The organism is Mucilaginibacter auburnensis, from assembly GCF_002797815.1.
Taxonomy (GTDB): Bacteria; Bacteroidota; Bacteroidia; order Sphingobacteriales; family Sphingobacteriaceae; genus Mucilaginibacter; species Mucilaginibacter auburnensis.
Genome location: NZ_PGFJ01000001.1, coordinates 133,714 through 160,180 on the forward strand (window position 1 = coordinate 133,714; position 26,467 = coordinate 160,180).

24 protein-coding genes are annotated in these 26,467 nt (G+C 42.4%); 13 read left to right on the forward strand and 11 right to left on the reverse strand.

Annotated elements, in window-relative coordinates; translation table 11 throughout:
• The first annotated feature begins 131 nt into the window (after positions 1-131).
• The 4 genes from CLV57_RS00535 to CLV57_RS00550 all read left to right on the forward strand — a co-directional run bounded on the left by CLV57_RS00535 (position 132) and on the right by CLV57_RS00550 (position 4,032).
• Positions 132-998: a helix-turn-helix domain-containing protein gene (locus CLV57_RS00535; protein ID WP_100339424.1), complete on the forward strand. Its 867-nt coding sequence runs from the start codon at positions 132-134 to the stop codon at positions 996-998.
• Position 999: 1 nt separating this feature from the next.
• A complete protein-coding gene (locus tag CLV57_RS00540; RefSeq protein WP_245856777.1) occupies positions 1,000-1,428 on the forward strand; it encodes a DUF983 domain-containing protein in 429 nt (142 codons plus the stop codon).
• 114 nt (positions 1,429-1,542) lie between these two features.
• On the forward strand, positions 1,543-2,742 hold the full coding sequence (locus CLV57_RS00545; RefSeq protein WP_100339425.1) for an ABC transporter substrate-binding protein: 1,200 nt from the start codon (positions 1,543-1,545) through the stop codon (positions 2,740-2,742).
• A gap of 561 nt (positions 2,743-3,303) precedes the next feature.
• Positions 3,304-4,032, forward strand: a complete 729-nt coding sequence (locus CLV57_RS00550; protein ID WP_157799025.1) for a DUF3667 domain-containing protein — start codon at positions 3,304-3,306, stop codon at positions 4,030-4,032.
• Between the two features lie 47 nt (positions 4,033-4,079).
• Here CLV57_RS00550 and CLV57_RS00555 read toward each other — a convergent pair whose 3' ends face one another.
• Both CLV57_RS00555 and CLV57_RS00560 read right to left on the reverse strand, forming a co-directional pair.
• The gene (locus CLV57_RS00555; RefSeq protein ID WP_100339427.1) at positions 4,080-4,265 is read right to left on the reverse strand and encodes a DUF6358 family protein; all 186 of its coding nucleotides are present in this window, start codon (positions 4,263-4,265) and stop codon (positions 4,080-4,082) included.
• A gap of 1 nt (position 4,266) precedes the next feature.
• A complete protein-coding gene (locus tag CLV57_RS00560) occupies positions 4,267-4,581 on the reverse strand; it encodes a rhodanese-like domain-containing protein (RefSeq protein WP_100339428.1) in 315 nt (104 codons plus the stop codon).
• A gap of 112 nt (positions 4,582-4,693) precedes the next feature.
• Between CLV57_RS00560 and CLV57_RS00565 the strand changes: the two genes are divergently transcribed.
• From CLV57_RS00565 to CLV57_RS00590, 6 genes are all read left to right on the forward strand, one after another.
• Positions 4,694-5,812, forward strand: coding sequence for a DUF4407 domain-containing protein (locus CLV57_RS00565; RefSeq protein ID WP_100339429.1), 1,119 nt, complete (start codon positions 4,694-4,696; stop codon positions 5,810-5,812).
• A gap of 60 nt (positions 5,813-5,872) precedes the next feature.
• Positions 5,873-7,750 (forward strand): M61 family metallopeptidase, encoded by a 1,878-nt coding sequence (locus CLV57_RS00570; protein ID WP_100339430.1) that lies wholly within the window; start codon positions 5,873-5,875, stop codon positions 7,748-7,750.
• A gap of 6 nt (positions 7,751-7,756) precedes the next feature.
• Positions 7,757-8,746 (forward strand): M20/M25/M40 family metallo-hydrolase, encoded by a 990-nt coding sequence (locus CLV57_RS00575; protein WP_100339431.1) that lies wholly within the window; start codon positions 7,757-7,759, stop codon positions 8,744-8,746.
• 128 nt (positions 8,747-8,874) lie between these two features.
• On the forward strand, positions 8,875-10,086 hold the full coding sequence (locus CLV57_RS00580; protein ID WP_245856780.1) for a hypothetical protein: 1,212 nt from the start codon (positions 8,875-8,877) through the stop codon (positions 10,084-10,086).
• A 56-nt stretch (positions 10,087-10,142) separates the two neighbouring features.
• On the forward strand, positions 10,143-10,892 hold the full coding sequence (locus tag CLV57_RS00585) for a YdcF family protein (protein ID WP_100339432.1): 750 nt from the start codon (positions 10,143-10,145) through the stop codon (positions 10,890-10,892).
• A 90-nt stretch (positions 10,893-10,982) separates the two neighbouring features.
• The gene (locus CLV57_RS00590; RefSeq protein ID WP_157799026.1) at positions 10,983-12,167 is read left to right on the forward strand and encodes a heparan-alpha-glucosaminide N-acetyltransferase domain-containing protein; all 1,185 of its coding nucleotides are present in this window, start codon (positions 10,983-10,985) and stop codon (positions 12,165-12,167) included.
• Positions 12,168-12,391: 224 nt separating this feature from the next.
• Here the strand turns inward: CLV57_RS00590 and CLV57_RS00595 are convergent, their stop codons facing one another.
• The 5 genes from CLV57_RS00595 to CLV57_RS00615 form a co-directional block, all read right to left on the reverse strand.
• Positions 12,392-14,041 carry a TlpA family protein disulfide reductase gene (locus CLV57_RS00595; RefSeq protein WP_100339434.1) on the reverse strand — a complete coding sequence of 550 codons (1,650 nt, stop codon included), beginning with the start codon at positions 14,039-14,041 and terminating at the stop codon, positions 12,392-12,394.
• Positions 14,042-14,418: 377 nt separating this feature from the next.
• Positions 14,419-16,002: an aldehyde dehydrogenase (NADP(+)) gene (locus tag CLV57_RS00600; protein WP_100339435.1), complete on the reverse strand. Its 1,584-nt coding sequence runs from the start codon at positions 16,000-16,002 to the stop codon at positions 14,419-14,421.
• A 54-nt stretch (positions 16,003-16,056) separates the two neighbouring features.
• Positions 16,057-16,896 carry a fumarylacetoacetate hydrolase family protein gene (locus CLV57_RS00605; protein WP_100339436.1) on the reverse strand — a complete coding sequence of 280 codons (840 nt, stop codon included), beginning with the start codon at positions 16,894-16,896 and terminating at the stop codon, positions 16,057-16,059.
• Between the two features lie 88 nt (positions 16,897-16,984).
• Entirely contained in the window at positions 16,985-17,356 is a 372-nt protein-coding gene (locus CLV57_RS00610) for a response regulator (RefSeq protein ID WP_100339437.1), read from the reverse strand.
• 92 nt (positions 17,357-17,448) lie between these two features.
• On the reverse strand, positions 17,449-18,474 hold the full coding sequence (locus CLV57_RS00615) for a hypothetical protein (RefSeq protein ID WP_157799027.1): 1,026 nt from the start codon (positions 18,472-18,474) through the stop codon (positions 17,449-17,451).
• 471 nt (positions 18,475-18,945) lie between these two features.
• On the opposite strand from CLV57_RS00615, the gene CLV57_RS00620 reads away from it, so the two are divergent.
• Positions 18,946-19,641: a Crp/Fnr family transcriptional regulator gene (locus CLV57_RS00620; protein ID WP_100339439.1), complete on the forward strand. Its 696-nt coding sequence runs from the start codon at positions 18,946-18,948 to the stop codon at positions 19,639-19,641.
• A 248-nt stretch (positions 19,642-19,889) separates the two neighbouring features.
• Here CLV57_RS00620 and pfkA read toward each other — a convergent pair whose 3' ends face one another.
• Genes pfkA through CLV57_RS00640 form a run of 4 tightly spaced genes read right to left on the reverse strand, consistent with a single transcriptional unit; the run spans position 19,890 to position 23,883 of the window.
• Positions 19,890-20,867 (reverse strand): 6-phosphofructokinase, encoded by a 978-nt coding sequence (pfkA, locus tag CLV57_RS00625; protein WP_100339440.1) that lies wholly within the window; start codon positions 20,865-20,867, stop codon positions 19,890-19,892.
• A gap of 49 nt (positions 20,868-20,916) precedes the next feature.
• A complete protein-coding gene (locus CLV57_RS00630) occupies positions 20,917-22,617 on the reverse strand; it encodes a protein-disulfide reductase DsbD family protein (protein ID WP_245856781.1) in 1,701 nt (566 codons plus the stop codon).
• Between the two features lie 5 nt (positions 22,618-22,622).
• Entirely contained in the window at positions 22,623-23,078 is a 456-nt protein-coding gene (locus CLV57_RS00635; protein WP_100339441.1) for a protein-disulfide reductase DsbD N-terminal domain-containing protein, read from the reverse strand.
• Between the two features lies 1 nt (position 23,079).
• A complete protein-coding gene (locus CLV57_RS00640) occupies positions 23,080-23,883 on the reverse strand; it encodes a biotin--[acetyl-CoA-carboxylase] ligase (protein WP_245856783.1) in 804 nt (267 codons plus the stop codon).
• Positions 23,884-23,898: 15 nt separating this feature from the next.
• Here CLV57_RS00640 and rsfS point away from each other — a divergent pair, with 15 nt between their 5' ends.
• Both rsfS and ftsH read left to right on the forward strand, forming a co-directional pair.
• The gene (rsfS, locus tag CLV57_RS00645; protein WP_100339442.1) at positions 23,899-24,273 is read left to right on the forward strand and encodes a ribosome silencing factor; all 375 of its coding nucleotides are present in this window, start codon (positions 23,899-23,901) and stop codon (positions 24,271-24,273) included.
• A 41-nt stretch (positions 24,274-24,314) separates the two neighbouring features.
• Positions 24,315-26,429, forward strand: a complete 2,115-nt coding sequence (gene ftsH, locus CLV57_RS00650; protein WP_100339443.1) for an ATP-dependent zinc metalloprotease FtsH — start codon at positions 24,315-24,317, stop codon at positions 26,427-26,429.
• Positions 26,430-26,467: the final 38 nt, after the last annotated feature.

The window sequence follows — 26,467 nt, forward strand, 5'->3', positions numbered from 1 at the left end:
TACATTTGTTACCAAGCCAAATTCACCTCCTTTTGCAAGAAACTATGGCACTAAATACTTATCAGTAAAAAGTACCACAAACACCCCGAACAATACCATTAATACTGACCAATAAAGGGTAATTTTGACATATGAAGACCAGCATACCCGTATACGATATCTGCAGCCTCACCAACAACACAGAGGATGATATACTCATCAACAGGTTTGCTGCTTATCTGGCCAAGCATAAAAATTTGTTTATACCACATAAACACTCTTTTTATCATTTGGTATATTTTACGCAAGGATCCGGTTCGCAAACCATCGACTTTGAATATGTGCCGGTTAAGCCGCATCAAATATATTTCATGGTGCCGGGGCAGGTACATAACTGGAATTTTGAAGGTAATGTGGATGGTTATATCATTAACTTCTCTGCGGGTTTCTTCCAGTCATTTTTATTGAAGGCCGGTTATCTGGATGAGTTGCCATTCTTTTCGGGCATTGTTGCTGATTCGGTTATTGATATTCCGGTAGATGTACAAGCAAATGCAATTGCACTGTTTGAGCAGTTGGTTACTGAACACGACGGTAATAAACCTTTAAAGGCCGACATGATACGCGCTACGCTGTTAAAGTTATTTATTACCATTGCACGGCTCACCCCGGCGCAGCGAAACGCGCCAACATATAATTATACACTGTTGCGTAACTTTCAAAAACTGATAGAGAAGAACTACACTACGCTTAAACTGCCGAAAGAGTATGCCGAGTTGTTGTTTATAACACCCAACCATTTAAACGCGCTTTGTAATGCCATGCTGGGAATATCGGCAGGCGAAGTGATCCGCAACCGCATAGCGCTGGAAGCTAAACGGCTTTTAATAAACCGGGAACTAACCGTAGCCGAAATAGCCGATCAGTTAAACTTTGCCGATAACTCGTACTTCACAAAGTTTTTTAAAAAGCAGGCCGGAGTTACGCCCGAGGAGTTTAGAAGAAATAATCAAAAATAATATGGAAACTTTAAGTGTTAAACCCATGAAAATATCTCAAACATACGCTCTTATCAATGCAAAATGCCCAAAATGTCGCCGTGGCGATATGTTTGCCAATAGCACCTACAGCCTTTCATCGCAAAAAATGAATGAAACTTGTCCGCATTGCGGCTTCAAGTTTGAAATTGAACCCGGCTATTTTTATGTGGCCATGTTTGTGAGCTATGCCTTTAACGTTGCCCAAATGGTAACATTGGCCGTTGGGTTATATATACTTACCGGCAGTAAAAACCCCTGGTTATATGTTGGTGTGCTGTTAGGTTCGGCCGTAGTGCTTTCTCCGTTCAACTTCCGTTATTCAAGGGTGGTACTGATGTACTGGCTAACGCCGGGCGTGCATTATGATCCCGACAGGTCAAGAGACGATTATAAAAGGATAGGCAGCTGAAAATATTGAACGCCGGGTATCAGGTAAAATACTTCATCATTCCATATTCGAAATTCGGTGTTCGATATTAAATTATGTACTTTAGCATGCATCTGTTAACATGCCTGCTATCCAATGAAAAAAATATTCACGCTTGCTTTTGCTGCCTTATTATTTACTGCGGTATCGTCTTGCCGAAAGAATGACCAGGAAAAAACCATCAATGTGGTTGGTCTTTTTTCGCTTACCGGCAACTGGTCGTCCCTCGGTCTTGCCTCCAGGGCTGCGTTGGAAGTGGCATCAGATGACATTAACCAGTACCTCACTGCAAAAAATATTAAATACCGTTTAAAATTTATAGTTAACGATACCAAACTTGACCCCGAACTGGCCAAAACTTACTTCACCCAAGCAAAAAGAGAAGGCGCTAAATTTATAATAGGACCGCAATCAAGTGCAGAACTAACCGCCTTGAAACCATTGATTGATGATGCCGAGCTAATGGTAGTTAGCCAAAGCAGCACCGCGGGCAGCCTGTCCATACCTGATGATGCCATTTTCAGATATTGCCCTCCTGATAAAATAGAAGGCGCAGCCATGGCTAATACTATTTATACAAAGGGTATAAAAGGATTGGTAACTGTGGCGCGCGATGACGCGGGAAACAAAGGCTTACAGACATCAACAGGTGCGGCGTTTACCGCTAAAGGCGGACAAACCACCGCGCTAACCCCCTACGCTGCCACTGCTCCAAATTATGCTGCTGTTATAGCCTCAATAAAAGCACAGGTAACCACGCTTAGCGGCACTTATGGCGCAGACAAAGTTGGGGTTTATCTGGCATCGTTTGATGAAGGTGTAGAGCTATTTAAACTGGCGGCCGCCGATGCCATATTAAGTAACGTTAAATGGTTTGGCAGCGATGGCGTAGCTTTAAGCACTGCCTTTTTATCTGATGCAGCTGCTGCAGACTTTGCTATAAAAACAGCCTACTTTGCTCCGGCTTTTGGCTTACCTGTGGCAACCGAAGCGCAATGGAAACCCATAGCAGCCCGCATTAAAGCCAAAACCAATTTAGAGCCCGATGCTTTTGCTTTAGCCGCCTATGATGCAGCGTGGAGCATTGCACATACATTAGAAGCAACCAACGGTTCTACAATAGATTTTAAGCAAACTAAGTTTAAATTTACTGAGCAATCAAATGCATATATGGGCATAACCGGCAGTACCACGCTTGATGAAAACGGAGATAGGGCCGCAGGAAGTTTTGACTACTTTGGAATAGTTAAAGAAGGTTCAAACTACGTGTGGAAACTGGTAGGAAAATCAGAATAAATAGTTATTTGCCCACCGTAGTGCAATAGCAGCAATTTTAAACGCTTCGGTTTAACTCGCTAACCATAACAAATCATAAAAAAGAATAAGTCGCCTATCTTGTGTTACGAGTAACAACGCTCTTCGCAGATAACAAGTAAGATACTCCGATACAAACAGCAGGTACAGCAATATGAAAAACAGTTACTAATGCGCTCATAATAATTAAGTTATTGGTTACTATTATAACGCATTATTTTGTGGTTTAGTTGTGATATTTGATAGAATAAGAAAGAATTAGTTAAATTGTTTAATTGCCAATTAATTGCTGTGAAGTTGCTAACAAAAGTTTAAAAACGTTAAAAATATTTTAACGCAGATAAAGCATTTCAGCAGCATCAGGCAATTGTATAAATATTACATCCCTCAAAATCAAAGTGTTTTTTGTATTTTTCGGCAGCTAAACTGATCTGTATGACACATCCTGCCAATTGTTTGAATTGCTTCGCCGAGTTAAAGGAGCATGATAAATTTTGTTACAATTGCGGGCAGTCTGCGTTACACACGCACAAACGCATTACCATGAGTCACATTACTCATGAAGTAATACATGCGCTCACCCATGCCGATAAAGGTTTTTTTTACCTGATAAAAGAACTGGCCACCCAGCCCGGTTTAACCATAAGGGAATACCTGGCCGGTAAGCATAAAAAATACTTCAACCCCTTCAGCTTCTTTTTTATAGTACTGGGGATATATGTGCTATCTAATTCTGTATTGAAACCATTTCATCCGGCCGTGACGTCATACTCGCCTACATCACAAACCGGCCAGGTACAATACCCCAAAGAAATAAAAACACCAAAACAACGGGCCAAGTATGACAAAATTCAAACGCGGGTAAGCAAAGCAATGAATTTTTTCAACACCAAAACCAATATAGTACTCTGCATTAGTACGCCGTTTATTGCGTTTATAATGTTTTTAATATACCGCAGGCAGTTATTTTACGCCGAACACCTGGTGGTAATAACATTTACCAACACGTTTCTCAACTTGCTGTCTATTTTGATATTTACGCCATTGCTTTACATTTTTAAAGACTCCGCAATATCCAACCTCTTAATGGCACTGATGATGTTGGCGCATATAATTTACTTATCTATTGTTTACTATAGCGTTTTAGACCGAGCTAAGACTGTTAAAAACTACCTGAAGTGTTTAGGTTCTTCGTTTGTAGCCATACTGGCCTGGGGAATTTTATCTATGCTGGTGGTTGGAGGCTACATAACCTATGGCATTCTATTTTAATAATACCTTCAAAAGTTAAAGGCTCCCAATTGGGAGCCTTTAACTTTTTATCTTTTCATATTGCTGCGGATCTCTTTGACCAGCTTAACCTTTAATACAATAAAAATGGCGGCAACAAATACACCGGCGGCAACAAACTCATACCGGTTTTTGGTAAAGCCCCAGTAAGCCGTCATGAGGGTAATAAATATGCCAATGTTATAGGCCGTGTTAAGTAATATTTTTTTACCCATATTAATACACTACCACATCCGGGTCTATCTCGGCAGCCCAGGCTAAAATACCACCTTGTAAGTTTGATAAATTGGTAAAGCCCTGCTGCTCCAACTGCATAATAGCAGCAGCACTACGTTTGCCACTGCGGCACATTACCACTACAGGTTTATCTTTAGCAATTTTATCAGTTTCAATCAAAATGCCGCCCAATGGTATCAGCACCCCACCAAGGTTTGAGGTTTCGTACTCAAAATCTTCTCTAACATCAATCAGTTGAAAATCTTCTTTGTTATCCAATTTCTCTTTTAATTCCTGTACGGTAATTTCCTGCATGGTTTTAATAATTTATCAGGGTCAAAGGTAAGCGTTATGTGTTAAATATTTACGCCATACTTTTGTAACAATAAAGGCCTTACGGCGTTTTATTTTATATTATAGCATACTGATGGATAAAGTTACCCGGTTTTTTTGGTTCTGCTCGGGCGCGCATGTTGACATTTTAAAGAAATACCCTGCTGAACACAATAAATATGTGGGCATAGGGGCCACTATATTTTTCACCGCTTTATTCGCGGCACTTTCGGGCGGTTATGCCATGTATTTTGTTTTTAACGGCGATGCTTTTGCCGTTGGCTTCGCCATATTATTTGGCTTGCTCTGGGGTACAGCCATTTTTAATATGGACCGTTACATTGTATCAAGTATCAACAAAGATGGCAGTACCAATAAGCAAATTTTACAGGCTACCCCCCGTATACTGTTGGCCATTATGATAGGTGTTGTTATTTCGCGTCCGCTGGAGTTGAAGATCTTTGATAAAGAAATTCGCCAGAAATTAAAAACAGCTTATCTGAAAGGGCAAAACCGTAAGATAGATACGCTGCAAAAAACCTATACACAAAAGTATGCCATGGAGCTTTCTAAAGGCGCCGAGTTGCGTAAAGAAAAAGATTCATTAGAAAAAGACATTAATCGCTCACGCTTTCAACTCAATCAGGAAGTTTTTGGCGATAAAACCAACCAAACATCGGGTATTACGGGCTATGGCACCTACGCCAAGCAAAAGGAATCGGTTTTAAAGGAAAAGCAGGATAGACTGAAAACTGTTACTGATGAAGTGGAGCGCATGGATCAATACCTCGGTCAGCGGAAAGATTTTGAAGGATTGACCAACCTCCGTTTATTTTCCGACAAACAGCTGGACAGCCTGGCCAACATAGCCGGCTTTGCCGACCGTAACTGGGCTTTGGGGCAACTTACTTATAATGAGAACGGCACGCGGGATCTGGATACCTATCTGGCCATATCTTTTATAGGCTATCTTTTTATCTTATTTGAGTGTTTGCCTGTGTTGGTAAAGCTCATGTCTCCAAAAGGTGCTTATGATGTTGCCATTGCCAAAATGGGCGAAGCAGACATACACTATGCCGAACGGGATAAGGAACGCGACATGGCCATAACCGACAGCGTTTTTGATCACCATTTAGATGCTGATGTTACCAACCGTAAAAAGGCACTCATGGGGCAGTCTGAAGCTAATATGGAGCGCTACCGGCATAGGTAATTACTGGCTTAATGCGGTTGTTTCGGTTTTTATTTTAATTTTACAGTAATTAACTGAATAATGAAAAAACTGCCCTTAATGCTGGCTTATGCTGCGCTGTCAATTTGCGCTGCCTTTGCTCAGCCCGCCCCCAAACCCATTTACTATACTGTATCGTTCCTCAATGCCGCGCATCATGAGGCAGAGATAACGCTTACCATACCAAAAGCACCTACCGGAATTATTGATCTGCGCATGAGCCGGTCTTCGCCGGGACGATATGCCACGCATGAGTTTGGCAAAAATGTTTACAATGTAAAAGCATTTGATCCTGATGGCACGCCATTGCTTATTAATCAGGTTGAGGGCGACCATTATGAAATTGCTGAGCATGGCGAAGCAGTAAAGGTAAGTTACACCCTGTTTGCCAACTGGACAGATGGTACTTATGCAAGCGTTGATGCCAGTCATGCGCATTTAAATATGCCGGCTGTATTTTTATTTATAAACAACCTTGGCCAGGAAAAGCGCGAGATAAGGGTTGAATTTAATGACCTGGATAAGTACGGCTGGAAGGTAGCAAGCCAATTAAAGCATGAGGGCGTAAATGTTTATTCTGCACCCAACTTTCAATACTTGATGGACAGCCCAACCGAGCTCTCAGCATATAAAACGAGCAGTTGGGAAGTGGCTAATCCGGACGGAAAAAAGCAAAAAATAAACCTCACCATACATTCAGCTGATGACCAAAGCACTATTGACGCCTTTGGTAAAATGGTGCAAAAGGTAACGCTCGAAGAACAGGCCGTTTTTGGCGAGCTACCTGCTTATGATTACGGCCAATACACCTTTTTAGAAGATATTTATCCCTCAAACTCGGGCGATGGCATGGAGCACAGAAACTCCACCTGTATTGTTGATGCTTCCGAAAAAGTAGCAGGGAATGAAATTGGCCTGTTGGGCACCTTCTCGCATGAGTTTTTCCATGCCTGGAATGTAGAACGTATCAGGCCAAAAACACTGGAGCCTTTTAACTTTACCCACGCCAACATAAGCAATGAGCTTTGGTTTGCCGAGGGTTTTACCCAATACTATGGCGAACTGATACTTACCCGTGCCGGCTTTTACACCAGCGATGAGTACACACGGGTGGTAGGCGGTTTGGTGAACGCTATTTTAAACACACCGGGAGCGGCCAAATATTCGGCTGTTGAGATGAGCCGTAAAGCCGTATTTACTGATGCAGGTGTTTCTATTGATCCTAATAACTACCTTAATAATTTCACCAGTTATTATACCTATGGTGGCGCAATTGCCTTAGCGCTTGACCTTAAACTGCGCAGCGATTTTAACCTAACTTTAGATGATTACATGCGCGCCGTTTGGCTGGAAAGAGGCAAAAAAATGAAGCCTTACACCGTTGCAGATTTGCAAGACGAGTTAGCCAAACTAACCAAGGACGCTAAATTTGCCACAGACTTTTTTAAACGCTTTGTAAACGGAACTGATAAGAATGATTATAACGCCTTATTGGTTAAAGCCGGCCTGATTATGCGTAAAGCGCAACCGGGCAAAGCCTGGATTGGCCTGTCTTCAGCTTCTATAAGGGGCCGTTCGGGTCAGGTGCAGGCAACAGGCAGTACTGGCTTGACCCTTATAGGCAATTCGTTAATGGGGTCGCCAATTTATAATGCAGGTATTGACGCGGGCGATGTAATATTAACAGCCGACGGAAAAAAGATCACCGACCCGGCATCTTTCAATCAGGTTATTAATAATAAAAAACCGGGTGATAAGGTACAGGTTACCTACCGCAACCGTGCCGGCGATCATGAAGCCACCATCACGCTTACAGAAAATCCGGCGTTTGAAATTATTACATTTGAAAAAGCAGGCATGCAGCCAAACGCCGCCCAACTCGCTTTCAGAAACAACTGGCTATCATCTAAAATAAAATAAACACTTATGAAAAAACTTATAGCATTAATATCAATACTAACGCTAAGCATCAGCACCTATGCCCAGGATGTTGATAAACTGATAGAACAAAAAGACGTTGCCCGTATTATTCAAACCCTTGCAGCCGATGATATGCAGGGCCGTGGCACTTTTACACCGGGCATAGAAAAGGCTGCGCAATTTATTGAGGGCGAGTTTAAAAGCATTGGCTTAAAACCTTTAGAGGGATTGAATGGCTTTCGGCAAGTGGTTGATGTTAAAGCCCTGGGGCAATTACCTACCCGTGGTAACATGGCCGAAAAGTTAAACAACAACCCCTTATTTAATGTAGTGGGCGTATTACCCGGTAAAAGCAAACCCGATGAATACGTAATATTCTCTGCGCATTATGACCACTTGGGTGTAGTTAAGCCGGTAGAAGCCGACAGCATAGCCAACGGCGCTGATGATGATGCCTCAGGCACAACTGCGGTTATCACTTTAGCTAAATACTTTAAAAAGCTGGACAACAACGCCCGCACTATAATTTTTGTAGCTTTTACTGCCGAAGAGATAGGCGGCTTTGGCGCACGATATTTCTCCAAAATGGTTAATCCGGATAAAACTGTAGCTATGTTTAATATTGAAATGATTGGCAAGCCATCAAAATTTGGTGAAAATTCTGCATTTATAACCGGCTTTGAACGTTCTGATTTTGGTACTATCCTACAAAAAAATCTGGAAGGCACAGCATTCAAGTTTCACCCGGATCCTTACCCTGAACAAAACCTGTTTTACCGCAGTGATAACGCCACACTGGCCCGTTTAGGCGTTCCGGCGCATACTATCTCAACAGACCAGATTGATATTGATAAGCTTTACCACTCCGTTAAAGATGAATTCAACTCATTAGATGTAAAGAATATTACTGCTACCATTAAAGCCATTGCACTTAGCTCGCGCGGCATTATTGCCGGTGTAGAAACACCTACAAGGGTGGCTAAACTGGAGAGGTAGACTTACTTATCTTTCCATTTTGAATGTTAATTTAATATTAACTCAATATTATTTGCATGTTAATATAATAATATAACATTTCGGGATTTTCTGCGTAGGTTTAATATTACAATAAACTTTTACAGAAAATGATCGCACGTGTTGGCAGGTTAATGGCATTGCTGCTGATCATTACTTTTCCCTCAGCATTTGGCCAAAGTAATGAAAAGCGGCTATGCTTTGAGTTTTACGAGGGAACCTTTAACAGCGAGGTTAGCTCCGCTTTTTTGCCTGAGGTGCCGCAGGTGTTATCCCAACAAACGGTAAAACAGTTTTACAATACGGCCAACGCATCCACCTATCAACCGCTGGTTGACTCATTACTTGCATTCAAAAAACGCTATAAACTAAACGACTGGATCTATTATCAGCTGGTGCGTAAAACAGCGCAACAATTGAGCCCTAAAGCCGACAACTACGGTCGTTATACATTGTACAAATGGTTCTTGATGGCTAAATCCGGCTATGATGCCCGCTTGGCGCTTACCCAGGATAAAGTGATTTTTTACGTATATAACCGTGAGGATGTAGAAAACCTGCCGTTTTTTATCGTTGATGGTCGCAAATATGTTTGCCTGAACTGGCATGACTATGCGCGCGCCAATCTGAATGATGATCCTGCCAAACCCGTAACGGTTGACATCCCCGACGCCAACCGGCCTTTCTCCTACAAAATAGATAAAATGCCCGAACTGCGCCCGTCTGATTATTTTGACAAGGAATTGCAATTCACTTACAAGCACAAAGCATATTACTTCAATGTGAAGCTAAGCAAACAGGTGGATGCCATTTTTAACAACTACCCTGTTGTAGACTTTGCCAGCTATTTCAACATCCCCCTAACTAAAGAAACCTATGGCTCATTGATACCTACGCTTAAAGAAAACGTAAAAAAAATGAGCCAAAAAAAGGGAATAGACTACCTGATGCGCTTTACCCGTTACGCTTTCTTATACGAAAATGATGAGGAGAACTTCGGTTTTGAAAAACGACTATCGCCCGAGGAAACCCTATTTTCAAAATACAGCGACTGCGATGACCGTGCCGCTCTATTTTTTTATCTGGTTAAAGAAATTTACAATCTGCCCATGATAGCGCTGCTCTACCCTACTCACATAACCATTGGTGTGCAGTTTGATAAGCCAGTGGGTACGCCTGTAATGTACAAAGGTATAGCCTACTCTGTTTGCGAACCTACTCCGCAGAAGGAAGATCTGGGTATTGGGCAATTATCATCGGCATTAAAAAACGCGCCGTACCAGGTGGTTTACCAATACGAGCCAGGCAAAAGCGGCATGTAACAGCCGACCCCATCAACGCAAATACCTATCTTTACGCCCAAAAGCTGTAGAGCCCGATGTATTTTATCCTGTCGAAAGTATTGTTTTTTATACTGGTTCCTTTAAACTGGGTATTTGTACTTTTCATCATTGCCATTATTAAACGGCGTAAACCTGTTGGCCGCAGGTTTGCGTTTGCGGGGGTAATTGTGCTTTACGTTTTCACTATACCCCTTTTCTTTAAAGGCTTCGCACGGCTTTGGGATGTTGATTCCGCTACTTCAAAAAACAACAATAAAAAATACTCCTGCGTTATAGTTTTAGGCGGATTTGCCGGAAGCGACGCCGATGGTAATGGGCGATTTACCTGGGCCGCCGACAGGTTTATTACCGGCATGCAACAAGTTAAAACAGGCAAGGCCGCGCATATACTCATTTCCGGCGGCAATGGCAGCCTGATACCGGGTAAATTCAGGGAAGCGCGGTGGGCCAAACAGCAGTTAATGCAGTTAGGCCTTGCGGATAGTTTGATACTCGCCGAAGAACGCTCCCGAAATACTTTAGAGAATGCGGAGTTTTCAAAAATAGTGTTAGACAGCAACCAACTAAAGCCGCCCTACTTGCTGGCAACATCGGCCTTCCACATGAGGCGTGCAAAAATGATATTCAACAAAAAAGGAATGGATGTGGTGCCAATATCATGCAGCTATCTTATAGGTAACGATTCCTTTCACTTAACCGACCTGCTGCCACAGGCCGACGTAATTGGCCATTGGGACTTCTACACCAAGGAAGTAGTGGGATATTTGGTGAACTATTTTGGCTAATGCATAGATCTGTTACGCTTTTTTTATATGATTTTCTAAAAAGCGGCGTTTCAATAAAACATTTTCTACTGAAAAACATTAAATAAGCTTATGAGTACATTGTTGCACCGGGTCCGGTCAATTGATGCTTTTCGTGCCGTTACAATGTTCCTGATGATATTTGTGAATGATATTGACGGAATGCCCAACACCCCTGAATGGATTAAACATGCGCCCGAAAACGCCGATGCCTTAGGACTGGCCGACACTATATTTCCGGCATTTTTATTTATTGTAGGGCTCTCCATACCATTCGCCTTTAAAAACCGTCTGCATCAGGGTTATTACAAAATTCCGTGGCGCATTGCAACACGTGCTGCTGCCTTAATATTTATAGGCGTATACTTCACCAACGCCGAAACGTATGATGAAGCCGGATCATTACTTCCCCGCCCGGTATGGGAAAGTTTGGGTACCATCAGCATCTTCCTGATATTTTTAGATTACGACAATGAAAAGCCCGCCTGGCGCAAACACCTGCTGCGCGGTTTGGGAGTGGTGCTGCTCATCATTATGTCATGGGCGTATAAGAGCACCGATCCTGCTCACCCGTGGCTGCATTTTTCGTGGTGGGGCATATTGGGTTTAATAGGCTGGGCCTACCTTATCTGCGCGCTTATTTATTATTACTCCGACGGGCAATTGTGGATACAGGCGGCGGCATGGTTGTTCTTTATGTTTTTTAATATCGACTTCCATTTTGGCTGGTTTGACTTTTTGGCCCCGCTGCAAAACTATGTGTGGATTGCCGGCAACGGTGCCATGCAGGCCTTTACCATGGCCGGTGTATTTGTAGCCGTGTTATACATGCGCCTTGCCGAACGCAATGAACTTAAGCTGCTGTGGATAGGTATGCTGCTGATGTCGGTAATACTGTTCAACCTTGGGTTTATTGTGCGCTACATAGCGGGCGGTATATCAAAAATACGCGACACACCTGCCTGGGTGTTGATCTGTACCGCTATAAGTCTGGTAGTTTATGCAGGATTTATTTTTATAGTTGATTTTAAAAAGAAATACCATTGGTTCAAAGTGATTGAGCCTGCAGGCATAGCAACGTTTACCTGTTACATAGTGCCCGGCATATTTTACCCTATTTACGAAATGGCCGATATTGAATACCCCCAGCTACTTAGCCAGGGAACCGGCGGCATTATTAAATGTATCATTTTCGCCTTTGCCATGATTTGGTTTACCGGCTTGCTGGATAAGGTGAATATCAGGTTGAAGATATAGGGTGTTTACCCTGCACTTACCAACCTGTCTTTGCAAGCGATAGTGGTGGCAATCTCTGTGACAAGTCGCTGATAGATTGAATGATAATGCAACACGGGCTACTTGTCGCTTCGGCCTATCAAGTTCGGGATTGCTTCGTTCCTCGCAATGACGCGGTGGTTGTTGGATGTAAACCGCTTAAGAGAAACGATATAAACTGCGGATGAAATGCTTCCTTTATCATATCAATTCAACAGCAGTTCGTCTATCTCCCTTTTCAGTGCATTGTCGTTAGGATGCTTTGCATTTTCGTCTTTAACAAACCCTCTTTTATCAATCAGCATGTATTGTGGGTAGCCCGAAATACGGAACTTTTCCGTCAAAACTGCTTCTTGAGAAGGAGAAAGTAAAAAATGCTCACCAAGTATTTTATGTTCAGCAATAACCGACTTCCAAATGTTCTCCTTAGATTTAACCGCAAGGTATAAAATAGTTACACCTTTGTTTGAATAAGCCTTATAAAGCGCATTGGCATCGGGCACAGCAGCAAGGCAAGGTTGACACCAGGTTCCCCAGAAATCAACTAAAATAACCTTTCCTCTGTATGGTTCAATAAGTTTGTTAAAAACGCTGTCGCTTGGCGTTACTGGGAGGAAGTTAATTTTGGAGCCTGCGCTTAATTGATAGTTTTTACGTTTCTCATCAGCAGTTTGCAACTCGGCCAAAAGTTCGTCGCGTAGGTAGCCTGTGCCGATTGAAGGAAGAAAAGTATCCAGACGACTTTTTATTAAATCGATGTCTTTTACGTCGTCAATCATTTGACAGATAAAACCTGATAATAAAACATCCCTTGCAAAGCCCTGAGTGTGGTTAACAAACAACCCGATCAACGCATCAAAGCTATAATCACCTATTTGAGTAGCTATAGCGTCCTCATTTACTCCGTCGTTCGCTTCTAATATGTTTTTGATAAAAAGCACATCAAAAATGGAAGTTTTATCGGGACCTTTCTTTTGTACTTTTCCTAACCGCAATATCTGTTTCCCCGTGAGGTTCTTACCGGAAGATATTAAAAAGCCGGCTATTACAGACATAGGCATATTGGCCTTGTACTTTTCTAAAAAATAAATGTTTGAATAAGAACTTAGAAAGTCAAGATAGGCTGAAGAAAAAGCAGCTTCAGGGTTATCAAGGGCAAACCGATCAAAAAAATCAAAATACGTTTTGGGCAAAGGCTTATTGGCGGCGCCTATATTAGCTCCAGATGTATATTGAATAAGGTCGTTAGCGCATTCATATTCCAGCTCAAATTTGGCCCATTTTTTAAACAACTCGCTGGAGTGATTTTTTGCAGTAAAGTCGTTATAAAAATCTGTTTCTTGTTTTAATCTGTCAAAAATAAACTGTTTAAACTTCTCAGGTGTTCTCTTTTTGGTCTGGAAAAATTGCTGATATCTACCGTTCTTTCCTGGATATCGCTTCTCGCAGTAAGCTGAAAACGCATTTTGATAATCAACCAGTTCCCTGTTAATAGCCGGTCCTTTTGCAAATTTAATGGTTTTCAACAGAGCCGTTTGTTCAAACTCGGTTGTGATACTGTCACCCGGGCTAACCAACAATTTTATATTATCCCCATAACCGAAAACAACATCTTGTTTGTGATTTATGGACAATGTTTTGCTGAAAGTACCGTCGCCATTTATCTGCATAGCAATTATCCTGGGTTCGTCTTTTATAGAGCTATAAACCCATATTTCAAACGGTACCGTGTCACGGTCTGCTTGATAATCGCTGATTTTACCGCTGAGGTTTACAACATCTTTTTGAGCTTTTACCGAAACAGGAAGCAAGGAGAAAAGCGCCAGATAGATATATAATAAGGGATGCCTTTTCATGGTTAATAAGGATAGGTATAGATTGGTTCAGGGTAGATTAAAATTAAGTTGATATAGGTTTAAAGCATGTGGAGAATCTGCAATAACACATCCATATCCACTCAGACTAAGGTAACAACAAGCTGCATAACGTCCAAATTACTGAGAATTAAAAATTTAGCTGTTGCATAGCTTGTCACTATAACAGCCCCGCTCACTGACTACCTAAAAGAGGCACCCCACGGTAGTCGCAGACCGCAAACATATTCGTCCGAAGTCAGTGACATTCGGACAGCGGCAATAGGAGTAAGAGAACGCCCAGATTGTCGTTATTTTACCAAGGCATACCATTAGGCTTTACAGCTATTACAGAAATTTCTGCCAAACAAACAATACGATTACTCCACCTTCCCCTGGTCCATAGCGCCGTTGATTCTCCGCCATATATTAAGCGGATTGGCGTTTTGCAGTTCTTCGGGCAATAAAGCATCGGGCATATTTTGGTAAGCCACCGGCCTTGTAAAACGGAAGATGGCGGCGGTACCTACAGAGGTAGCGCGCGAATCGGAAGTGGCCGGGAACGGTCCGCCGTGTACCATGGCGCTGCTCACATCAACCCCGGTTGGGAAACCGTTGATGATGATGCGACCCACTTTCAGTTCCAATATGTCAATCAGTTCGCGGTATGCTTCCAGATCGGCGGGGGTGCCGTGAATAGTAGCTGTAAGGTGACCATGCAGATTACGCGCAATATTGAATATCTCTTCTTTAGAATTAGCCTCTACTACAATGCTCTCCGGCCCGAAGATCTCTTCAGCCAAAGTAGCATCGGCCATAAAGGCTGTGCTATCTGTTTTAAATAAAACAGGCGCGCCAACGTTCAACCCTTCAGTAGTTTGCCCTTTTGAAATTACTTCTACCCCCGGGTGTGCTGCCCTGTGTTCCACACCGGTATTATAGGCATTGGCAATATTAGGCGCCAGCATAACGCCGCCCACGGTTTGCTGAAACTCCTGCTGTAATTTATTGGTAAAGCCTTCGCTTGCCTGCGATTTTTCATACAGCAAAATACCAGGGTTGGTACATAACTGCCCCACACTAACGCTTACTGATGATGCAAAGCCTTTGGCAAAGTTCTCCGCCTCGTTCTTGGCTATCTCAGGCAAAACAAATACTGGGTTAGAGCTACCCATTTCGGCATAAACCGGGATGGGTTCATCGCGCCTAACAGCCATGTCATACAGCGCCTTGCCACCCTTGGTAGAGCCGGTAAAGCCAACAGCTTTAATGGCAGGATGCACCACTAAGGCCTGTGCTACGCTTAATCCGTTATCAAACAAATGCGAGAACACACCGTCAGGCACGCCGGTTTTTTGCGCCGCGCGTAAAATGGCTTGCGCCACCATGTGGCCCGTTGCAGGATGGGCAGGATGCGCCTTAACAATAACCGGGCAACCGGCCGCTAATGCCGAAGCGGTGTCGCCACCCGCGGTTGAAAACGCAAAAGGAAAATTACTTGAACCAAACACCAGTACCGGACCTAAGCCAATGTGCATAAACCTAACATCGGGTTTAGGGCGTGGAAGGCGTTCCGGCTCGGCGGTTTCAATGCGGGCATCCAGCCATGAACCTTCGCGCAGCAAATTGCCAAACATCTTTAACTGGTTGATGGTGCGGTTAAGCTCGATGGTAAGGTTCACCTTTAGCAATGCGGTTTCGGCCATGCAAATGGCTAAAAGTTCATCACTGATAGCGCTCATCTCTCCTGCTATTGCATCCAGGAAATCTGCTTTTTCAAAGCCCGACTTTTTTCTATATACTAAAAACGCTGATGCGGCTTTAGTAGCGGCCTCCTCAATTTCGGCAGGAGTTGCCGAACGGAAATCGGCGATCTTCTCGCCGGTAGCAGGGTTGGTTGACTGCCAAAGAACATCGCCCCCGGCCTTAAGTTCAAAACCTATGATCTGTTTTCCTTCAATCATAACATAATAACTTTAACGCCGGGGGCGAGTTTAAAATTTAATTCGCGTTTTTATTTACGAAGTAACGGTATTGCTTAATGTACCTATGCCTTCAATAGAGATGTTTACCACATCACCTACCTGTAAGCTAAATTCGTCAGCAGGGATAATACCCGTACCTGTCATCAGGAACACGCCGTATTTGAAGTCTAATTCTTTAAACAACCACTCAGCCAATTCGCTGTGTTTTCTTTTCATCTGGCTTATAGCGATAGACTCGGTGAAGGCAACTTCGCCACCTCTTTTAATTTCAAGGGTGATAGTAGCTTCAGGGTTGATTGGCTCTTCGCTTACAAAAATACAAGGACCAACGGCTGCAGAACCGGTGTATGATTTTGCTTGTGGCAAGTACAATGGGTTCTCGCCTTCAATGTCTCTTGATGACATATCGTTACCAATGGTGTAACCTTCAATGGTTCCGGCAGAGCACATAAATAACGTAAGCTCTGGCTCTGGTACGTTCCATTTAGAGTCTTTACGGATACGTACATCAGCACCGGTACCTACAGTACGGTATGCAGGGGCTTTGAAGAAAAGCTCTGGTCTGTCTGCATTGTAAACACGATCATAAAAAGTACCGCCGCCGGCATCTTTTGATTCTTCGATACGTGCAGTACGGCTACGGAAGTAAGTTACGCCCGATGCCCATACTTCCTGATTAGCTAATGGCGCTAAAACCTCACCGGTAATAGCATCAGCTAATGATGAATCAGCAGTTAAACTGCCAATTTCAGCAAGTACAGTGGCATATAAGCCTTGTCTGTTAATAAAAGTGTCCCAATTGGTTTCTGTTGAGAGAAAGTATTGCCCTTCGTTATCAATGACAATGCCGCGTTTAGTGTTGTATATCTTCACTTGTAGGAGGTTTAATTTCGTTGGCGAATATAGGCATATTCACAACAAACCCAATAACACTCAGCGTAAAAACAATATTACAGCAGGCCTAAGCGGTAATTACACCGCTTATAATACGCTCCATATCTTCCAGGTCAAAAGGCTTGGCTATATAGGCTTCGGCTCCGGCTTTTTCTGCCAAAAGTTGTATATCACTATTGGCAGAAAAATAAACAACCGGGATGTGTTTTAAAGCTGCATCATTTTTTAATGCCTGCGTGGCAACAATACCGCCTGTATCCGGTATCCAGTTATCCATTAGTATAACATCGGGTATTATACCGTTTACCTTTTCAATAATGTTGTTGCAATCGGTAAAAACGTGCACCTCCCAACCCTGCTCTTCCAACACATAGGTACATACACTTAAAATGTCCTCATCATCATCAAAAATAATGATCTTTTTACCGTTATCCGTCATTAAGATTATCCGTCTTTGTTAAAGTACTATTCGGGGGCGTGAAGCTATTAATAAGTACCAACAAAAGCAAATTTTTTATTTGGAATGGTGTACTAAAATTCGATGTAAACCAGCTGAGTAACCTGCTTTGAACTCCGGTTGGCATCCGTAATAACAAGCGCTCCTTTGTTAAACAGCGTTACGCCCTCCCAATTGTTTTTAAAACCATCAAACACGGCAACTTCCTGCCACTTATTCTTTCGATAATTTTTTAGGCGGATAATGCGCGCGAAGGTGTTGCCCTTTAAATATTGCGGATCATGGTCAAGCTTACTTTTAAGCGAGGGGATAGCATGTTTAATATCGCGTTCGGGGTTATTGACAAAATTGTTATTCAGATATTTATCATAATCGCCATCCCAGTGGTAATTAATGGCGTATATACTACCATCAGCTGCGGTAGCGGCATCAGTATTTCTGAAATACAAAAAAGGCGTTTTCACCTTTTTGGGCAGTTGCGTTAACGAAGTATCTATCAGGTAGGCAAAATTTCCTTTTGCATCAGCATTAAACTCATAAAAAGCGATGAGCTTGTCTTCCTTTGGCAACCAGGTAATGCTTTCAAAGCCGGCATTGCTGATGTATGAAGGGCGTACGAGGGTAACATATCTCTGGGCATCTATCAAAATTTCGTTGTTTGCAGTATCAACTACGCCTCGTATTAAATAACAATTAGCTGCTATATCAGCCGTCTCTATGGCTATGTAAGCGTATTGACCCACGAATGTTAGTGTTTCAAAACCCTGATACATTTGTTTTACCTCAGCGGGCAATTTTTCAAGGCCACGCACCTTTAGTGTTCTGTAGGCAGTTATGACTGTGTCGGCTCCAGCTAATACGCGGCTTATGCTGTCTGCCTTAATGCTGTACATTTCAAACTCGCCGTCGAGCGCAGTTTCTTTATGGTAGCCATATTGCGGTAAAATGTAGATCCTGTCTCCCAATCGCGCCATTCCAGAGAACTCCTGGTTCACATCGTTTAATTTAAGTGGAAGAGGAATGACCTTGAATTTACTTTGCGCATGAGTTGCTAAAGAAGCAAGCAACCATAAAAACACCAATACAATCCTCAGAGACATATAAAACTTCATCTGCAACATTAAGCAGTATAAAAATACCTATTACTAATTGCCTTTGACACTGTTTTTATAAAATTGATCTATAAATAATGCGCTGTTAACAGCTAAGACCTGATGTTACGCCTACAAACTATCACATCTACCATTAAAACAGCCAACTAACAACGTCGTTACTGACCAAAGTTGTAAAAACAAAAAAATCCACCGTATAAAACGGTGGATTTTGTCAAAATGTATTGCGACGTACATTTATGGGCATTAATAAGATCAGTTAATGGCCGCAAGTTATACCTATTTTCGGGTATTTTATAATTTTTGTTAAAATAATAACATTTGATAGAAATTATTTTATCAATTATTCAATTTCATGATGAATATTATAGTATTTTGTTTTTAATTTTACGTACTAAATAAAAATACATTGCAATTAACAGCATATTAATGCACAATTGCACATAAATTAACTGATCAATGAAAAAAAGCAAGGCCATTTGCAATCAAAACAATTGCTATTTGTTTCAAAACTGCATAAAGGAGTGGCATCCGGCCATTTTGCAAAATCAAAAAACTTTTAGGGTAAAAAAAGGCGAGGTAATATTCAGAGAGGGAGACAAAGTGAGCGGCATTTACTTTGTAAACTCGGGCAATGTTAAGGTGCACAAAAAATGGGATGCAGATAAAGAACTCATCCTCCGGTTTGCTAAAACAGGCGCTATATTAGGTCATAGGGGTATTGGCAGCGACACGGGATACCCAATATCTGCAACCGCTTTAGAGGCGGGCGTTATTTGCTATGTAGATATGGATTTTTTTGAGGCTACACTAAAAGTGAACGCAGAATTCACTTATAAACTGATGCAGTTTTTTGCCAGCGAGCTTTGCGAGTCTGAACGGAAGATGCGTAACCTGGCGCATATGTCTGTTAAAGGCAGGGTGGCCGAATCATTGCTGTTACTGCAAAAGCAATTTGGCGTTACCGATGACGGCTTCATTAACATTGATCTGAGCCGCCAGGATCTGGCCTCGTTTTCGGGTGCTACTTACGAAACTGTTTTCCGTGTGATCAATGAGCTGGTTAATGAAAAACTACTGGCCCTATCCGGTAAAAGCATAGCTATTATTAACCAAACCGGGTTATCTAAACTTACCATGTTAGAGGTTAGTTAGCTATAACACTAAGCTGTACCATGTAAATATACGGGCCGAGTTAAATTTACCAACCCAATAAATTTACAAATACCTGTATATCAATTTATTGATAAAAATACCTCTTCCTTTGGGACTACTTTTAGGTTAGTAAGTTTAGATGTAAAAAATCACCAATTTACTGAATATCAAAATACTGCAATTTCGTTAAACAAAATCGCGTTTTGGTCCACCGGATGGGACACCTTTCAATACACTAAGACGCTAAATTACAGCGAAAGCATTTCTACCACCTTTAACAGGTCGGTATTCAAATCAATGTTGTGTTTAATAGAACGCTCAAACGAGGTGCCGATAATGTCATTATGTATCAAACCAACCATTTCGTTACGATGGCCGTTTCTTAACACTTCTACAGCGGCAACACCTAACCGACTGGCCAGCACACGGTCCATACAGGTTGGTTTACCACCACGTTGTATGTGGCCCAGTACTGATACACGGGTATCATAGTTAGGGTATTTTTCTTTTATTATTTTACCTATTTCAAAAGCCTCACCCGGTTCTTCCCCCTCGGCAACCACCACAATTTTTGAAGCTTTGTCTTTACGGCCCATTTCTAAGCGCGCAAACAGGGCGGGCATGTCAGAACGTGTACCGGGGATCATCATCGCTTCGGCGCCAATAGCTATACCTACACGCAGGGCTATCAAACCGGAGTCGGATCCCATTACTTCCACAATAAACAAACGGTCGTGCGATTCTGCAGTATCCCGTATCTTGTCAATTGCTTCAATGGCGGTGTTTATTGCCGTATCATAACCAACGGTAAAATCGGTACCTAAAAGGTCGTTGTCAATAGTACAAGGAACACCTATAATAGGCATATCATACTCACGCCCCAAGTCTTTAGCACCAATAAAGGTACCGTTGCCACCTAAAGCTACCAGACCGTCAATATTTTGGGATTTTAACTGTTCAAAGGCTTTCTTTCTTCCGGCGGGTGTTTTGAATTCTTCGCTACGGCCGGCTTTTAATATGGTGCCTCCGCGTTGAATAATATTCGAAACAGACTTGCGGTTCATTGGTGTAAAATCACCCTGAATCATCCCTTCATAACCGCGGCGTATGCCTACAACTTCTAAATCATACAATACAGCCGTACGCACCACCGCCCTTATGGCAGCATTCATACCCGGCGAATCGCTTCCCGACGTAAATACACCTATTTTCTTGATCTTAGCCATGCTGATGTGAGAAGAAATTTTTACTATTTCGAATTCGCTGCAAATTAAGTTATTTTTTTGCCGCCTGTAAAGTTTTATAAGCAGAAATTCCGCTGTCCAGATACTTTATAAATTCAGGAATGTCAAAAATTGCCCCCTGTGGCGGAACAAGCGTTTGTCCGTTTTCGTCAACAATTACATAAAAAGGCTGGGCGTTGGAGTTATAAGTACCAATTTCAAAATCAAGCCATTTACCACCTAATGTTGTTATGCGCTTTTTGGTAACTGCCGATGTAAATTGCTCAGCCTCCGGCAAAGCTGTTTTATCATCTATCACCAGCTGCACCATTACAAATTCGTTTTGTAATCTTTTCAAAACTTCCGCATCAGGAAAAACATTCTGCTCCATTTGGCGGCAGTTTACGCAGTTCCAACCGGTAAAGTCAATCATTATGGGTTTCTTCACCTCGCGGGCAACTGCTTTGGCCTGCTCAAAATCATACCACTCGTCAATACCTTTCACTTTTGGCAGGCGCCTGAAAAGTTCTTCGTACTTTTTTTCCTTTATAGATACGCTGTTGCTTACTGATTGCACTGGTGCTGTTCCGGCAGATATATCAAAATCCTGCGTGCTTAATGGCGGCAGCAAAGCGCTGATTGATTTTAGCGGCGCACCCCACATGCCGGGTATCAGGTAGACTGTAAAAGCAAAAACACCAATGGCGATGAATGTGCGCGGAACAGATAAGTGCTCAACCGGGCTGTCATGCGCAAACCTGATCTTACCAATAAGGTATAAACCGGCCAGCAAGGATATAGCTATCCAGATGGAAAGCACTACCTCACGGTCAATGATGTTCCAGTGGTAGGCCAGATCAACATTCGACAGGAATTTTAAAGCGAAGGCTATTTCAATAAAACCTAATATTACCTTAACGCTGTTTAACCAACCGCCCGATTTTGGCAGGCTGTTTAGTGCCGACGGGAACATGGCAAAAAGCGTGAACGGTAAAGCCAGCGCTGTTGAAAAACCCAGCATGCTTATGGCAGGGCCTAAACGCTCTCCTTTGAGCGCGGCATCGATCAATACCGAACCAACTAAAGGGCCTGTACACGAAAATGACACCACTACCAATGTGGCCGCCATGAAGAATATACCTGCTAAACCGCCTTTGTCTGAGTTTTCATCTAACTTATTGGCCAATGAGCTGGGTAGTGTAATTTCAAACGCGCCAAGGAATGATACGCCAAATGCTATCAGCAATAAAAAGAAAAGAAAGTTAAAAATGCCATTGGTAGCCAAGTCATTCAATGCCGTTGGGCCAAAAATTACGGCTATGAGTATGCCTATAAATACATATATAAATATGATGGAAAGGCCATAGAGCATTGAATTGAATATGCCCTTTGTGCGGCTGCCTGCCTTTTTGGTAAAGAATGATACTGTTAACGGCAACATAGGGTAAATGCACGGCATTAAAAAAGCCGCAAACCCTGCAACAAAGCCGGCTAAAAATATAGCCCATAATGATTGCGGAGCTTTTGCTGCCGAAGCAGATGCAACAACCGGTTGAGTTGCTTTTACAACCTGCTGTGTATCCTTTTTTGAGGCATCGGCCAAACTATCGGCTGTTGTTGTTATCTCAGTAAAAACCATACCCGATGTATCGGGCTCCTGGGCTTTTGCTTCGCCTGCACTTGCTAAACACAGCAATAATACAAAAGCCAGTAAGGCAACTGTTTTAGTCAGTAAAACTTTAATATTAAACATGCTTATTACTTAGCCGGAACAGGTGCAACAAATTCAACTTCGGTTGGCGGCAAACATTTTTTGTCGTTACATACCATAAATTCAAGCTTACCTTTCACAGTAGTTGCACCGGCTGCTTTCAGCTTTACTTTTTGTTGAAAAACAACCTCGTTCTCAAAAAAGCCAATGTTCATTTTAAATTGCTTATCAAACTTGGCAATAGCCTTGGGCTCAATGGTTTTGCCAACTAACGCGTAGTTTTTTGAAGGTTCAAATGTGAATGAAGTTTTTATAGGGCCACCTTCTTCAATAAATTGCGAATAAATATGCCAGCCGTTTTCAATACTGGCTTTGATAAAAACAGTCGCCTCAGTAGCGCTGGTTCTTTTTGCGGCATAAGCCCATTTTACCGGATTTTCAATTTGAGCGAATGCGCTAAAACTAATTATTAATGCGGCAGCAACGGCCATTATCTTTTTCATATCACTTATTTAAAAATTCAATTTCTTTCAGATTGTACAGTTTACTGTTCCCATCTTTCTGTACACTCAACAAGCCATTTTCGGCCACTCCGTTAATTACACCGCTAAAAACTTCATCGCCGGCTTTAAACGGCTTTTGCTGATTCAACCAATACAAACGTTTCAAATACTCGCTTCTTATCAACTCTACCTTGCCTGCCTTTAAATGTAAGTAGTATTGTTGAATCTGACTGCAAATCTCTGACAATAAAACCCGCAAATCGTAATCTTTATGTAAGATTTGCTTTACCGACGTAGCGTTGACAGCCTCAGCGGAAAACTCCTCCTGGTTAACATTCAAACCAATACCCACAACCGAGTTATTGATGCGTTCGCCCTGCAAGGTGTTTTCTATCAACATGCCGCCCAGCTTCCTGTCGCCATAATATAAATCATTGGGCCACTTTATTTTAACCTCGTTACCCAATACCTTATACAGCGCCTCATATACGCCAACGCTAATGGCGCGGGTAAGATCAAACTGATGGACAGCGTTTAAAAACGATGGTTTAAGCAATAAACTAAAAGTGAGGTTTTTTCCGGGCTCGCTCAGCCATTTGTTTTGATGCTGCCCACGGCCCGCAAACTGGCGTTCTGCCATAATGACCGTACCCTCTATTACTGGCTCAGAATTTGCCAATAAACTTTTTAGGAAATTATTGGTTGAATCTACTTCTTTTAGTGTCAGTAAATTTTGTCCAACAAATAATCCTGAAATTATGTTATTTTGCAATGTTATAATAATGCTTAACCAAAAAACGTTCAAAACTAATTCTTTTTGATGGTAAAAAATAAAGCGAAAAATGAATCCGCTTATATTTCTGAATTGGCCATACATGGCATACAGGAAAAAAAAGGGAACGATATTGTAAGACTTGACCTACGCAATATAAACAGCTCGGTAGCCGACTATTTTGTTATTTGCCATGCCGACTCAACCACCCAGGTAAAGGCAATTGCTAACAGCATTGAAGATGAAGTATTTAAGGCAACGCAGCAGGAACCCTGGCGCAAAGAGGGACTGCAGCATGCCGAATGGATATTGCTTGACTATGTAAACGTAGTTGTACACGTTTTCAGAACAGACAAGCGCGAGTTTTATGGTGTTGAGGAACTGTGGGGTGATGCTGAAATTAAAAGCTACAAAAGTGCCTAAGCAGGGTAGCTTTGCAATTGATTAAATTTGAAATTATAGAAATGAAAGATAATAATGCTGAAAAGCCAAAGCCGCAAAGAAAAATTCCGGCTAAAAGAATAACACCCAAACCTCCGAAGTTTAATTTTATGTGGGTTTATGCCCTGGTGATTGCCACCTTTATTGGGATAGCCCTTTTTACAGGTAACACCGGTGGCCGCGGTATTGACCAAAAACGTTTTGAAGACAAGATGCTTAAGGCCGGAGACGTAAGCTACGTTGAAGCCTACAAGGGCGGCGATTTGGTTTTTGTTGAGGTACACATCAAAAAAGACAGCTTAAAAAAACCTGAATATGCTGACGCACGCAAATCGCAAAATGCGTTGAGCATGAATGCCAATGCCGAACCGCAGTATTCTTTCACTTCTCCGTCATACGAGTTGCTTCAAAGATCAATTGATAGCGCACAGAAAGACCTGCCCGAATCACAGCAGATCAGTATCAAATATACCCAACGCGAAAGCCTGCTTTCAAACGGCCTGGTTCAGAGTGTTATTATGATCGTACTTTTCGCTGCTATATTGATGTTCATTATGCGCCGCATGTCTGGCGGTGCGGGTGGTGGCCCGGGTGGTCAGATCTTCAATATTGGCAAGTCAAAAGCTACTTTATTTGATAAGGAATCTCAGGTATCAGTTACTTTTAACGATGTTGCCGGTTTGGAAGAAGCCAAGCAGGAGGTAATGGAAATTGTTGATTTCCTTCGCAATCCTAAAAAATACACCAACCTGGGTGGTAAAATACCTAAAGGCGCATTACTGGTAGGTTCGCCGGGTACAGGTAAAACCTTATTGGCAAAAGCCGTGGCAGGTGAAGCACAGGTGCCGTTCTTCTCCCTATCAGGTTCAGACTTTGTGGAGATGTTTGTGGGTGTTGGCGCATCACGCGTACGTGATCTGTTCCGCCAGGCTAAAGACAAAGCACCGTGTATCATTTTTATTGACGAGATAGATGCTATTGGCCGTGCCCGTGGTAAAAATAATATTGTAGGCGGTAATGATGAGCGCGAAAATACATTGAACCAATTGCTGGTTGAAATGGATGGTTTCGGTACAGATTCTGGTATCATTATCCTTGCGGCTACCAACCGTCCGGATGTATTAGACTCGGCTTTGTTACGTCCGGGCCGTTTTGACAGGCAGGTATCTATTGATAAACCCGATCTGATCGGTCGTGAGCAGATATTTAAGGTACACCTTAAACCGGTTAAACTGGCCGAAGGTGTTGATGCTAAAAAACTATCTGCCCAAACTCCTGGTTTTGCGGGTGCCGAAATTGCCAACGTTTGTAACGAGGCCGCTTTAATTGCAGCACGTAAAAACAAGGAAGCGGTAGATATGCAGGATTTTCAGGATGCTATTGACCGTGTGATTGGTGGTTTGGAGAAAAAGAACAAGATCATCTCTCCGGAGGAGAAAAAAATTGTTGCTTACCACGAAGCCGGGCACGCCATTGCAGGCTGGTTCCTGGAACACGCAGATCCGTTGGTTAAAGTATCTATCGTTCCGCGTGGTGTTGCTGCGTTGGGTTATGCGCAATACCTGCCAAAAGAACAATTTTTGTACACCATTGAACAACTGGAAGACGGCATGTGCATGACCATGGGTGGCCGTGTTGCCGAGGATATTACTTTCGGTAAAATATCAACCGGTGCGCAGAATGACCTGGAGCGTATTACCAAACTATCATACGCCATGGTTACCATTTATGGTATGAACCCTAAAGTTGGTAATGTATCCTTCAACGATACCCAGGGCGAATACCAGTTTAACAAACCATATTCTGAAAAAACCTCGCAATTAATTGATGAGGAAGTACGCGGACAGATCAATGCTGTTTACGAGCGCACTAAACAATTATTGTTAGATAAACGTGAAGGTTTGATCAAACTGGCCGAAAAACTTTTAGAGAAAGAGATCTTATTCCAGTCAGACCTGGAAGAGATATTAGGTAAACGTCCGTTTGACCACCGCACCACTTATGATGAGTTTGTAAATGGCCCGAGCGAGTCAAACCAGGAGCCTGCAGCGCAATCTTTAACACATGAAGGTGTTGCTGACCACTCCGGTACGTTTAACAGAAACCCCGAAGAGAAAGAAGCTTCAGGTAACGAATAAATTAAACAGCAAAAGCTTAAAGCAAAAAGACCTTTCGG

Excerpts from the sequence above, each read along its gene's own strand:
- CLV57_RS00635 (WP_100339441.1), bottom strand. The coding sequence starts at position 23,078 with ATGAAAAAGATAATGGCCGTTGCTGCCGCATTAATAATTAGTTTTAGC.
- CLV57_RS00575 (WP_100339431.1), top strand. The coding sequence starts at position 7,757 with ATGAAAAAACTTATAGCATTAATATCAATACTAACGCTAAGCATCAGC.
- CLV57_RS00565 (WP_100339429.1), top strand. The coding sequence starts at position 4,694 with ATGGATAAAGTTACCCGGTTTTTTTGGTTCTGCTCGGGCGCGCATGTT.
- CLV57_RS00630 (WP_245856781.1), bottom strand. The coding sequence starts at position 22,617 with ATGTTTAATATTAAAGTTTTACTGACTAAAACAGTTGCCTTACTGGCT.
- CLV57_RS00570 (WP_100339430.1), top strand. The coding sequence starts at position 5,873 with ATGAAAAAACTGCCCTTAATGCTGGCTTATGCTGCGCTGTCAATTTGC.
- CLV57_RS00600 (WP_100339435.1), bottom strand. The coding sequence starts at position 16,002 with ATGATTGAAGGAAAACAGATCATAGGTTTTGAACTTAAGGCCGGGGGC.
- CLV57_RS00550 (WP_157799025.1), top strand. The coding sequence starts at position 3,304 with ATGAGTCACATTACTCATGAAGTAATACATGCGCTCACCCATGCCGAT.
- pfkA (WP_100339440.1), bottom strand. The coding sequence starts at position 20,867 with ATGGCTAAGATCAAGAAAATAGGTGTATTTACGTCGGGAAGCGATTCG.
- CLV57_RS00595 (WP_100339434.1), bottom strand. The coding sequence starts at position 14,041 with ATGAAAAGGCATCCCTTATTATATATCTATCTGGCGCTTTTCTCCTTG.
- CLV57_RS00590 (WP_157799026.1), top strand. The coding sequence starts at position 10,983 with ATGAGTACATTGTTGCACCGGGTCCGGTCAATTGATGCTTTTCGTGCC.
- CLV57_RS00535 (WP_100339424.1), top strand. The coding sequence starts at position 132 with ATGAAGACCAGCATACCCGTATACGATATCTGCAGCCTCACCAACAAC.
- CLV57_RS00610 (WP_100339437.1), bottom strand. The coding sequence starts at position 17,356 with ATGACGGATAACGGTAAAAAGATCATTATTTTTGATGATGATGAGGAC.
- CLV57_RS00555 (WP_100339427.1), bottom strand. The coding sequence starts at position 4,265 with ATGGGTAAAAAAATATTACTTAACACGGCCTATAACATTGGCATATTT.
- CLV57_RS00620 (WP_100339439.1), top strand. The coding sequence starts at position 18,946 with ATGAAAAAAAGCAAGGCCATTTGCAATCAAAACAATTGCTATTTGTTT.
- CLV57_RS00560 (WP_100339428.1), bottom strand. The coding sequence starts at position 4,581 with ATGCAGGAAATTACCGTACAGGAATTAAAAGAGAAATTGGATAACAAA.
- CLV57_RS00545 (WP_100339425.1), top strand. The coding sequence starts at position 1,543 with ATGAAAAAAATATTCACGCTTGCTTTTGCTGCCTTATTATTTACTGCG.
- rsfS (WP_100339442.1), top strand. The coding sequence starts at position 23,899 with ATGGTAAAAAATAAAGCGAAAAATGAATCCGCTTATATTTCTGAATTG.
- CLV57_RS00540 (WP_245856777.1), top strand. The coding sequence starts at position 1,000 with ATGGAAACTTTAAGTGTTAAACCCATGAAAATATCTCAAACATACGCT.
- ftsH (WP_100339443.1), top strand. The coding sequence starts at position 24,315 with ATGAAAGATAATAATGCTGAAAAGCCAAAGCCGCAAAGAAAAATTCCG.
- CLV57_RS00585 (WP_100339432.1), top strand. The coding sequence starts at position 10,143 with ATGTATTTTATCCTGTCGAAAGTATTGTTTTTTATACTGGTTCCTTTA.
- CLV57_RS00580 (WP_245856780.1), top strand. The coding sequence starts at position 8,875 with ATGATCGCACGTGTTGGCAGGTTAATGGCATTGCTGCTGATCATTACT.
- CLV57_RS00615 (WP_157799027.1), bottom strand. The coding sequence starts at position 18,474 with ATGTCTCTGAGGATTGTATTGGTGTTTTTATGGTTGCTTGCTTCTTTA.